Genomic DNA, 11,205 nt, shown 5'->3' with positions numbered 1-11,205 from the left:
AGACGGCGGCACGCCCCCCGCCTCGCCGATGCCGACCGCCATGCGGGCGGCGGCAAGCTGCGGATAGCTATGCGCGAGCCCGCAGGCGATCGTCGCCGCGCTCCACAGCGCACAGGCGATCGCGAGGATGCGGACGCGGTTGCTGCGATCGGCGAGCCAGGCGACCGGCACGCCGAGGACGCAGTAGAAGAGCGCGAAATAGAGCCCGCCGAGCAGCCCGAGCTGGCCGTCGGTTATGCCGAGTTCGTCCTGTACGGGTTTCGCGAGGATCGACAGCAGCTGCCGGTCGAGAAAATTGAGGACGTAGACGAAGAAGAGGATCGCGAGCACGAGCGACGCATAAGCGGGCGGCGGCGGGGCGGTCGAACTGGCCAAAACGCTCTCCTCGCTGGGCGCGGCGGCGAGCCGGAGCCCGCCGCCGCTAGGGACCTCGATCAGAGATTGTAGCCGAGCCGGATGCCGAAGGTTCGCGGGCGCAACGTCCCGTACCGGGCATCGAGGAAGCCTTCGGGATGGAGGTAGGTCGTCGAATCGTCGTTCAGGACATTTTCGACATAGAGCGTCGCCGAAATGTCGCCGCTCTTCAGCCCGAGGCGCAGATTGATATTCTCGTAATCGTCGGTGTAGCCATAGGTCGGCGCGACGGTGCCGGGTCTGCCCGGCACATTCCGGAACATGTTCGGGAAAGCGCCGACATGCTGGAAGGTCGCGTTGAAATAGCCCGAGAGCGTGTCGGAAAGGTCGAAGTCGGCCTGCGCGAACATGCTGCCCTGGAAGTTCGGCGCCGAGAGCCGCGCCCCGGGCACCGCGCCCGAGATCGCCGCTTCGGACGGCGTGAGCTGGGTGATCTTCGTGCCGCCGACCGATCCGTTGACCCCGAAGCTGAGGCCCGCAACCGGCCGCGCGGTGACTTCGAATTCGAGCCCGCGGCTGCGCGCCGACCCGATGTTGGTGGCGAATTGCGCCGAGTCCGATACGCGGTTCGCCTGAACCTGAATATCCTTCCAGTCGATCCAGTAGAAAGCGAAGTTGCCGGTCAGCTTGCCATCAAAGAAATTGCCCTTGAGCCCGGCTTCATAGTTGATGAGCTTGTCCGAGCCCGCGCCGTTCGGGATCACCAGATCGGTGGGATCGATCAGGCTGACGCGCCCGGCGTTCGCATTCTGCACCGGCGCGCGGTAGCCCGTCGACACGAGCGCATAGGTGGTGACGTCGTCGGTCAGGCGATAGGACAGGCTGCCCTTGAACGATGGCCGCTTGCCGACGACCTTGGGCTGCAGGACGGGAGCGATGTCGGCGATCGCCAGCGCGCCCGTTCCGCCCGTGAGCCCCTTGGTGATGTAGTCGGAGTTGAAGCCGCCGAAGTTCCTGAGCTGCGAGTCGGTGCGGCCATAGCGGATGCCGCCCGTCGCCCAGAAGCGATCGCTGAAATGATAGGTGAGTTCGCCAAAGCCCGCGAGTTCGTGCGTCTTGAGGCGCAGGACCTGCGTGCCGATCAGGTCGCCGTCGGGCCCCTGCCCGCCGGTGATGCCGCGCTCGGCGAGAAACTCGGCGGTGCTGAGCAGCCGGTTTTCGAGCTGGGTCGAGCGGTTGAAATAGAAGACGCCGACCACCCAGTCGAATTTTCCGCCCGGATCGGACGCGAGGCGCGTTTCCTGGACGAAGCTTTTTTCGGGCCCGAGCGCGTTGAGCGCATAGGGGATGGCGCGGCCGACCGCCGCCGAGATGTCGGCCGAAAATTCCTGCTTGAAGCGCGAATAGGTCGACGAGCTGGTCAGGACCGCGCCGTCGAATTCATATTCGATGGTCGCATTATAATTTTGCTGCTCGCCGCTGAAGACGTCGGGCCGCGCCGACCGGCGGGCGAAACGGCCGAGCGTCGGATTGATGAGCGCCGAATCCTGCGGCCGGCTTTTTTCGTAGGAGGCGAGCAGGCGCAGCGAGAGCCGCTCGGTCGGTTCGGCGAGAAGGATCAGCCGCCCGCCGTAATTTTTGAGCGTGTTGGCATTGTCGATCCCGGTCTCGATATTGTCGACATAGCCTTCCTCGTTCCGGTAATAGCCGACCGCGCGCAGACCGAGCTTGCCGTCGATCAGCGGGACGTTGACCATGGCATTGTACCGCTGACGCACCGAATCCGATCTGGTGAGCCCGATATCGACCAGTACCGATGCGTCGAAACGGTCGAGCTCGGGGCTCTTGGTCAGGATTCGCAGCGCCCCCGCGAGCGATCCCGATCCGAACAGCGTCCCCTGCGGGCCGCGAAGAAACTCGACGCGTTCGACGTCATAGAGGTTGGGGTCGAGAAGCGTCGTATTGCCCGTGCGCGAAATCGGCAGCTCGTCGATATAGATTGCGACAGTCGACTGGAGATTGGCGCCATAACCGTTGGTCGCGATGCCGCGCGCAGTGAAATTGTTGAAATTGGCGGTCGGCTTGTTGACGACGACGCCCGGCGTTTCGCGTGCGAGCCCCTCGTATCCGACGATGCCTTCGGACGACAGTTTCGACTGCGAGAAAGCGGTGATGCTGAGCGGCACGTCGCGGAGCCGCTCGCTGCGCCGCGTCGCGGTGACGATGATTTCGCCATCGTCCGACGATGTCTCGTCGGTTCCGACGTCACTTTGCGCGCTGGGTTGCGGGTCGGCGGCAGGCGACGATGCGCCCTGCGCGCTGGCCGGATGCGCCATCGCCAAGCCCAACAGCGACGCCGAAATCATCCATGCTGCCTTCATGATCCATCCTCCCGATTTTGCGGACGACGGATTGGTCCCCGCCCTTTTTTTCCGTGATAAGCAGGAGGCAAACCAAAGAATAATCGTATTATCGGCCAGATTAATAGATAAAACTGATAGATAAGCGCGCTGTGCAAGCCGCGTTCGGGTCAGCGGGTCGCGGGCGGAAACATCGGCGCCCGCGCGACTTTTGCCGGGAGCGGGCGCGCCATGATCGCGCCGAGCCAGTGACTGGTCTCGACCATATCGGCAAGCGACACTCCTGTCTCGACGCCCGAACGATGGAGCGCAAAGAGCAGATCTTCGGTCGCGACGTTCCCCGACGCACCCGGCGCAAAGGGGCAGCCGCCCAGCCCGCCGATCGATGCGTCGAGCGTCGCTGCGCCCTCGGTCAGCGCCGCCCAGGCGTTGGCGACCGCGGTGCCCCGCGTGTCGTGAAAATGACAGCGGATTGGCAGGCCCGGTATCGCCGCCTGTACCGCGCGCATGGCTTTGACGACATGCCCCGGCGCCGCGACGCCAATGGTGTCGCCAAGGGCGATCTCGATCGGGCCGGCGGCGGCGAGGCGCCGTGCGATGTCGGCCACTCGCTCGGCCGCGACCTCACCATCGAACGGGCAGCCGAAGGCGGCGGAAATCGTCACCTGCGCCCGTCGGCCATGTTCGCGCGCGAGATCGAGGATCGCGATCGCATCGGCGACGCTCTCGTCCGAACTTCGCCCCTGATTGGCAATGCCGAAGCCGTCGCTCGCGCTGACCACGGCGCCGAGTTCGTCGACCCCGGTGGCGAGCGCGCGCATCGCGCCGCGCCGGTTCAGGACGAGACCGATCTTGATCGCGTCGACTTCGGCAACGCCCGCACACACCGCTTCGGCATCGGCCATTTGCGGAACACGGCGCGGATCGACGAAGCTTGCGACCTCGATGCGCTGGACCCCCGCGGCGACCGCGCGGCGGATCAGTTCGACCTTGTCGGCGGTCGCAACGATCTGCGCCTCGTTCTGCAGTCCGTCGCGCGGCGACACCTCGACGATCTCGACGCGGGTCACAGCGGGAAGACCCCGAAGGCGACCGCCGCGATCGTCATCACGACGCTGAGCCCGAACAGATAGCCAATGGCATAGCGTTGATGATCGGCGAGCCCGATGCCCGCGAGCCCGACCAGCAGGAAGGTCGCCGGCGTCAGCGGGCTGACGGGAAAGCCCGTCGTCATCTGTCCGAGCACGGCCGCCCGGCCAACATCGACCGCGGGGACGCCGCTCGCTTCGGCTACCCCGGCGAGAATGGGCAAGACGCCGAAATAAAAGCTGTCAGGGTCGAAGGCGAGGCTGAGCGGCATCGACGCCAGCCCGGTCAGGACCGGCAGGTGCCCCGCGACGCCTGCCGGCAGCAGCCCTGCCCCCGCGTGCGCCATCGCATCGAGCATTCCCGTTCCGCGCAGGATACCCGTGAAGGTGCCCGCAGCCAAAAGGATCGCGATCATCGAAATCGCGGCGGGCGCATGTTTTTCGAGGGCCTCGCCCTGTGCCCCCGCGCCGCGCAGATTGACCATCAGCGCGGCGATCGTCCCCAGCATGAACGCGATGGCAGGATGGAGCAGCGAGGTAAGCATCGCGCCCAGCACCGCAACCACCATGACGACATTGGTCCAGTAACGCCAATCGAGCGGCACGGGATCTTCGTCTTGCCCCATCGCCGGAGCGAAGGCGGGCCCGGATGCGGTCGCGGGCTGCCGATGACGCCAGCCGATCCACCAGGAGAGCCCCAGCAGCGTCAGCAGGCCCACGACATAAACCGGAACGAGCGGCGCGAAGAAATCCATCACGGGAACCTGAAGCGCGGTCGCCGCGCGAAGCGCCGGGCCGCCCCAGGGAAGCATATTACCGACGCCCGCGGCCATCGCGACGATCGCCGCGAGCATCCGCCGATCGAGCCCGAGGCGGTCATAGACGGGGACGAGCGGCGGAATGACGATCAGGAAGGTCGAAGCGCCAGCGCCATCGAGATGGACGATGCTGGTCAGTATCGCGGTCCCGAGCGCGACGCGCGGAGGATCGTCGCGCGTCGCGCGAATGATGAGCGATACCAGCGGGCGAAACAGCCCCGCGCTCGACAGTATCGAGAAAAAGAGGATCGCGAAGAGGAACATCGCGCCCATCGGCGCGACGGCTTCGAGCCCCTGCAACATGAAGCCGCCCGCCAGATGGCCTTGCCCGAGGAGCAGGGCGGCGGCGAGCGGAATGACCGCGAGCGCGACAAAGGGTGACAGCCATTTCGTCATGATGGCCGCCAGCACGAGGAGGATCGTCAAAAGCCCCGCGAGCGCCAGCATGGTTCAGTCGCGGACCATTTGGGAAAAGGCGGAGCCAACAGCCGCTCGTATCGCCGCCTGCCCTTCCCCGCTGCCGAGGAAATGCGTCATGACGAGCGCGGCGGCGCGATGTTCGCGGTCGACGAAGAACCAGGTGTTGCCCGAACCGGCCCAGCTTGCCGCGCCGGCGGGCAGCCCCCCGCGCGCGGCCGATGCGGCATCGCCGAGCGAGAAGCCGTAGCCGAACTGCAGGCTTTCCGGGCCGAACCCGCTCAGTGTGACACGCGGCGTGAGCATCGCGTCGACGCTCGCTTTCGAAAGAATGCGCGTGCCGCCGAGCGCCCCGTCGTTCGCGAGCATTTCGGCGAAGCGGAGATAGTCCTCCGCCGTGCCCGCGATCGCGCCGCCGCCGTCGAGCAGGCGTGCCTTGTCGCGATAGTCGGACGCTGCGGCAGTTTCGGCGACCGCAAGTCCCTCGGCGGTCTCGCGATAGAGCGGCGTGAACCGTCCCAGATCGGCGGCCGCGACGAAAAAGCCGGTATCCTTCATTCCGAGCGGATCGAACAACTGCTCCTTGAGAAAGCGGTCGAGCTTTTGTCCGCTCGCGCGTTCGATAACCGCACCGAGCACCGTCGTCGAATAGCTGTAGGCGAAGGTCTCGCCCGGCTGGTGGAGCATCGGCGCGCGCCCGAGCCGCGCGACCAACTCGTCGAGCGTCCGCGCCGGCGCCCCATCGCCGGGCATACGCCCCACCGGCGTATCGCGCATCACGCCATATTTACGGTAATATTGGTGCACCGGCGTTTCGCCGGTGAAATGATAGGTGATCCCCCCGCTGTGCGTCAGCAGGTCGGCGATCGTCACGGGGCGTCGGACCGGCTCGGTCACCATGTCGTCGAGGCCGCCCGAGGCATAGACCCGCATATCGCGCCATTCGGGGAGATATTTCGCGACCGGATCGTCGAGCCGCAGCTTGCCGCGCTCGGCAAGCATCATGATCGCGACGCTCGTGACCGGTTTCGACATCGAATAGAGGCGGAAGATCGCATCATGCCGCAGCGGCTCCTTCGCTGCGACGTCGCTATAACCGACGGTGACGTCGGCCAGCCTGCGATCGCCCTTCACGATGATCGCGATCGCGCCAGGTATCCGCCCGTCGGCGACGGCGCGATCCAGATCGGCGCGAAGCTGTTTTTCGGCCGATGAGATCACTTCGGTGGTTTGCGCATGAACATGGCCTCCGGCCGAAAACGACAGCATCAGCGCCAACGCCGAAGCCGAGCGCCATATCATGCCGCAGCCCCGGCGGCACCCGAGGCGATCAGGCGGGCGATCTCGGCGTCGTCGAACCCGGCTTCGCCAAGAATGCTCCTCGTGTCGGCACCGAGCGACGGCGCCGCCCGGTCGGCACTTCCCGCACTCTCGATGTCGCGAAACGGGGTGCGCACCGACAGCGTTCGGCCTTCGGTCGGATGGTCGATATGGTTGAACATGCCGACCTCCTTCAGATGCTCGTTCCCGAACAGATCGCCGAGCCGGTTGACGCGCGCGCAGGGCACATCGCGTGTCCGCAGGAGTTCCATCCATTCGTCGGTCGTCCGCTTCGGCGCCTGCGCCTCGATGATTTCGTATAGCATGTCAATGTTGCGGCTGCGCTCGACCGAATCGGTGACGCGCGGATCGTGCGCGAGTTCGCCATAGCCGACGAGTTCGAGAAAGCGCGCCCAATGCGCGGCCGTATAGGGCAGGATGCTGATGAAGCCGTCGCGGGTGGCGAAGGGTTTGCGGTAGGGCGAGTTGAGCCGTTCATAGCCCGTGCCGCCGAGCGGCGGATCGAAGCTCATCCCCGCGAGCTGCTCGACCATCAGGAAGGATACGAGGCTTTCGAACATCGGTGCCTCGATGCAGCGCGCCGCTCCATCGCGCTGGCGCGCCGCGACGGCGGCGAGAACCGCGACCGCCAGATGGAGGCCCCCGACCTTGTCGGCGATGATCGTGCGCAGAAAGCGGGGCGCGCCCTCGCTGTCGGCGTTGAGATGCGCGAGCCCCGACACCGCCTGGATCGTATCGTCATAGGCCGGCTCGTCGGCATAGGGACCTTGCTGGCCAAAGCCGCTCGCATAGCAATAGACAACGGCGGGATTGCGCGCGCGACACGCCTCGAAATCGACGCCGAGCTTTTGCGCCGACTTCGGCCGCATATTGTGGACCACGACATCGACGGTCTCGACGAGGCGGAGAAAGGCTTCGCGCCCCGCGGGATCGCGCAGGTCGAGCGCGATCGATTTCTTGTTCCGGTTGCAGCCGAGGAAACCCGCACCCATGTCGTCGCTGCGCCCCGGCCGCACCGCGCGGAACACGTCGCCGGCGGGGGGTTCGACCTTCAGCACCTCGGCGCCGAGGTCGCCCAGCATTTGGGTGGCATAGGGTCCGAGAACCACGGTCGTCAGATCGAGAACGCGCAGACCGCGCAGCAGATCGAGCACCAAAGCATCCTTCTCACGTCATTTTTCGAAGAGCTAGCAACGGCGCTCCAATCAGAGAAATCACGGCTTCCGAAGAATTTATTTGAAAACCTGATCAGTTGTGCGGTCTAATGCGCGCGCAATGATCGGTAGCAAGCGAATCAATCTCAAGCATTTGCGCGCCTTTTGCGCGGTGGCGCATCATGGGCGCTTCACCCGCGCGGCCGATGCCATCGGGCTTTCGCAACCTGCGCTCAGCGCTCTTATCGCGCAGCTTGAGGAAGATTTGGGGGTCAAACTCATCAACCGCACGACGCGCGCCGTCGATCTCACGCCGATCGGCCGCGAATTCCTGGGCGCCTGCGAGCGCATCCTCTCCGAGGTCGATGGCGCAATCGGAGAGGCACGCGACTATGCGCAGTTGCGCCGCGGAAAGCTCCGCATCGCCGCCCTGCCTTCGGTCAGCCGCATCCTCCTTCCCGCCACGCTCCGCGCATTTCGCGATCTTCATCCCGGGATCATCGTGTCCGTGATCGATGTGCTCGGCGATCCGCTGCTGGAACAGTTGCTGTCTGGACAGGTGGATTTGGGAATCGGTTATGCCGAGGCCAGCGACGAACTTCGGGCCGAGCGCCTGTTGACCGATCAACTCGCCGCGGTCGGTCCGGACGAGATATTCGATTCCGCGACGCAGCAAATCCGCTGGGCGGAGCTTGCGGACCATGACATCATCGCGATGAGCCACGGCACGACGGTCCGCCGCGTGATGGAGGAAGGCGCACGGCGGGCGGACATATCGCTGCGTGTGGTCCTCGAATCCCAGCAGATGCCGACTGCCATCGCCTACGCCCGGGCAGGCCTTGGCGTCGCCGTGCTGCCCACCACCGCGCTCGCCGCAGGCGATGCTCCGGGCGTTCGCATCATGCCGCTTGTCGCTCCGGTCATGGAACGACGGCTTTCCTTGCTGTCGCGGCGCCCACAGTCCCTATCCCCGGCCGCCGACGCTTTTGCCGCACTGCTGCGTGCCCATGTGACACGACAGCGCATCTCGACCGAGTGACGAGATGCCCATGGCTTGTGGTGGCCGGTTGCGGTCATTCGGCTTTCTTGCCAGACGGAGCGTAAGCAGACACTGCATGCTTGGCGAGCAAGTCAAAACCGCACCCGCCAATTTTACGACTTCGTCAGACCTCGAAGATAGGGAGACAACGCACGTCGCAGCATGAGTTTTGGCAATGCCCCCTATTTCCGGGAAAACACTGATCGGCCTAGGGATCTTCGTCCTCTTCACCGCGCTAAGTACGACCGTGTGGACATGCCACACTTATAACGCTCACAGGTTCACGACGCTTGCATTCCTGGAGATTGTTTGCCCGGCCGGCCGGCTTGATCCCTATCCCGAAATCCCTCTTCATACGGGTCCTTTCAGCAAGCTGGCCACGGTCTGGGTGCTGGGGAGCGCGACCCTCGTTGCAGGAATGTTCTTTTGCTGGCTTGAGAGTCTGTCGAGGGCGACCGCTCAGATCCAAGATTTCGGACGCAAGAACGCCAGCTCGGAAACCGCGAGCTTTCCCCCACCACATTATCCCGACCCGCGCGCGGCACCCTCATGGGCCGAGGATTTCTCATTCCTTTCAATCAACGGATCGCTGTACGAGGCCCGCTGGGGACTAAGTTTATTGACCAGCAGCGGCCCGCTCGACGACTTCTTCCCTCAAATACATATTTGGCATGCGCCCGAATGGGCGGCCGGGACACCCGGCGCGCCCGTTTCGAATGCCGATCTCGTAGCCTGGAAAGAGCGCATGCGCATGTGGAAGCGGCCCGAAAGCATCCATAGCCTGAATATCTCCGGACGAGCCGTTTGCCTCCATTCTGCTCTGCGTTTCGATATTCCACAACGTCTTAACGACCCGACTTGGCTGTTTTCATCGTTGGAGAAAGCCATGCCGGCGCTCGGCGACCGCGCGCCGGCGCTGGTCATTGCCGCGATACAGGCGCTCGCACGACACGAAAATACTTGGATCAATATGCTCGGCGCGATGCCTGGACGGCCGACCGTCCCGATCGACCGCCTCGAAATCACCATGCCGGCGGCGCTCGCCACGTGTTTCCCAAGCGATATCCTGGCCGATCTGGTCCAGATGGCCGATGGTCCGTACCTGGTGGCACAGGCGCCCCTATGACGATGCTGCCCGTCAGTTCCGCACCGTTCGGGAAGAAGAAGCGTCCCGCGCCGCAGGACGCCGCAAACGATCCTCCGGTCGCCAGCGCGCTTTCCGTCCCATGGGTTGATCCGGACGAGTTCAAAGCGTTCATTGTCGAAAGCCTTGGGCCCGACCGCTTGCTTGGCAGCTTGCGCGAGCAGCGGTCCCGCCGGCCCGACCACGGATATTGCAACATCGTCTTCCGCCGGTTTTCCATCAAGGAAGCGACGGAAATCGGCCTCGACGACATCATTCGGCGAGCCAACGCGGACAAGGATATTCGCGCGGCCATATCGCGGATAAGCGACTATGGATTTCAGATACTGGTCGGCACCTATGACGAGCCGAGCGGCAGGGACCTTCAGGTCGCCGTCAGGCAAGACGATCGAGCCGAGCTGACAATGCGCATATCCGAAGGTCTCGACTAGCGAATGAGCGATACATGCACCTATCAGAGAAGAGCTCTCCAGCTGGCTATCCGAGTATATGAGCATTGCTCCCGAGATGGGGACGAGCCGCCTGTTTTGCGCTCGGCAAACGAGAATGGTTTTGGAGATCCCTGCGATGCTCTGGCACGTTTAGGCGTTGCCAAGCCATTCCTGAAGCGAGGACGATTTCGTCCGTGGCGGCCCGGGGATAAGCATTATGAAGCGCATGTGCTTGCCTATTCGATGCAACATCGAGCCGAGCATGTACCTTTCACGATAGTCAGGCACGCTGGCGAGCCATCTTATACGGATTTGTTGCGCGTTCTTTGCCAGCAAGCCTGGTTTCATGGTGAGAAGTTGCGGAGCCTGCAGATTGACCCCCAATATGGCCAGGATGAAAGGCAATTTATTGACGACTTGATCGAGCGAAATCTCGGGGGTCTGGACAGCTGACGCCGGCTTTGACTTCCATCCTCACGGATGGGAGGCAGTCAGCAACGACTATTGGGCAGCGCGCAATTTGCTCGCGACCGAACTGGGAAGTGAAGCGGCGCTCTTCCCTGCCACCGCGGATTAATGCCGAGGCACGCTTTGGCCGAATTTCGGACTGGCTGCTTTCAGGCGGCAAACTTGGAGAAGCGGACGTTCGAAACCGGTGGGACGAGGTTGGCAGCTCGCGATCGTTTTCAGTCATCGCTTTGAACTGGCGGGATTGCTAAAAGTAGGCGCTCAAGATGACTAGAGTTAGAAGGAGCAACGATGATCGAGCACCACGGCAGCTGCCATTGCGGGCGGGTTCACTTGGTATTGCGCGACGAGCCAACCGAAGTCAGCGAATGCAATTGCTCGATTTGTCGGCGCACCGCCGGACTGTGGCACTATTGCCCGCCGAAATCGGTCACGGTCGAGGGAGAAGGAGTAGCCTACCAGCAGGGTGATCGCGCACTCGACACGTGGCACTGCCAAGCCTGTGGCTGTACGACACACTGGACGCCAACTGATCCCAATTACCAGCGCATGGGAGTCAATCTCAGGATGTTCGAACCCGATTTGTGGCGC

General features: G+C 63.9%; 10 protein-coding genes. 4 read left to right on the top strand and 6 right to left on the bottom strand.

Annotated elements, in window-relative coordinates; translation table 11 throughout:
• The 6 genes from VN047_RS19360 to VN047_RS19335 all read right to left on the bottom strand — a co-directional run.
• Positions 1-375 (bottom strand): MFS transporter (locus VN047_RS19360; RefSeq protein WP_325545569.1); only part of this gene is annotated, 375 nt, incomplete at its 3' end.
• 59 nt (positions 376-434) lie between these two features.
• Positions 435-2,735 (bottom strand): TonB-dependent receptor, encoded by a 2,301-nt coding sequence (locus VN047_RS19355; RefSeq protein WP_325545567.1) that lies wholly within the window; start codon positions 2,733-2,735, stop codon positions 435-437.
• A 149-nt stretch (positions 2,736-2,884) separates the two neighbouring features.
• Entirely contained in the window at positions 2,885-3,784 is a 900-nt protein-coding gene (locus VN047_RS19350) for a hydroxymethylglutaryl-CoA lyase (protein WP_325545566.1), read from the bottom strand.
• A complete protein-coding gene (locus VN047_RS19345) occupies positions 3,781-5,067 on the bottom strand; it encodes a citrate:proton symporter (RefSeq protein WP_325545564.1) in 1,287 nt (428 codons plus the stop codon). The genes VN047_RS19350 and VN047_RS19345 overlap by 4 nt, the downstream gene beginning before the upstream one ends.
• Before the next feature lie 3 nt (positions 5,068-5,070).
• Positions 5,071-6,339: a serine hydrolase domain-containing protein gene (locus VN047_RS19340; RefSeq protein WP_325545563.1), complete on the bottom strand. Its 1,269-nt coding sequence runs from the start codon at positions 6,337-6,339 to the stop codon at positions 5,071-5,073.
• Positions 6,336-7,532, bottom strand: coding sequence for a CoA transferase (locus VN047_RS19335; protein ID WP_325545561.1), 1,197 nt, complete (start codon positions 7,530-7,532; stop codon positions 6,336-6,338). Before VN047_RS19335 ends, VN047_RS19340 begins: the two co-directional genes overlap by 4 nt.
• A gap of 121 nt (positions 7,533-7,653) precedes the next feature.
• Here VN047_RS19335 and VN047_RS19325 point away from each other — a divergent pair, with 121 nt between their 5' ends.
• The 4 genes from VN047_RS19325 to VN047_RS19310 form a co-directional block, all read left to right on the top strand.
• A complete protein-coding gene (locus tag VN047_RS19325) occupies positions 7,654-8,571 on the top strand; it encodes a LysR family transcriptional regulator (RefSeq protein ID WP_414712736.1) in 918 nt (305 codons plus the stop codon).
• 175 nt (positions 8,572-8,746) lie between these two features.
• The gene (locus VN047_RS19320) at positions 8,747-9,697 is read left to right on the top strand and encodes a hypothetical protein (RefSeq protein WP_325545559.1); all 951 of its coding nucleotides are present in this window, start codon (positions 8,747-8,749) and stop codon (positions 9,695-9,697) included.
• Positions 9,694-10,146 (top strand): hypothetical protein, encoded by a 453-nt coding sequence (locus VN047_RS19315; RefSeq protein WP_325545557.1) that lies wholly within the window; start codon positions 9,694-9,696, stop codon positions 10,144-10,146. Before VN047_RS19320 ends, VN047_RS19315 begins: the two co-directional genes overlap by 4 nt.
• 759 nt (positions 10,147-10,905) lie before the next feature.
• A partial coding sequence (locus VN047_RS19310; protein ID WP_325545555.1) for a GFA family protein occupies positions 10,906-11,205 on the top strand: 300 nt, incomplete at its 3' end.

Source organism: Sphingopyxis sp., assembly GCF_035565275.1.
Lineage (GTDB): Bacteria > Pseudomonadota > Alphaproteobacteria > Sphingomonadales > Sphingomonadaceae > Sphingopyxis.
Note: the sequence above shows the minus strand (reverse complement) of the source record. Positions and strands in the feature narration are given on the sequence as shown.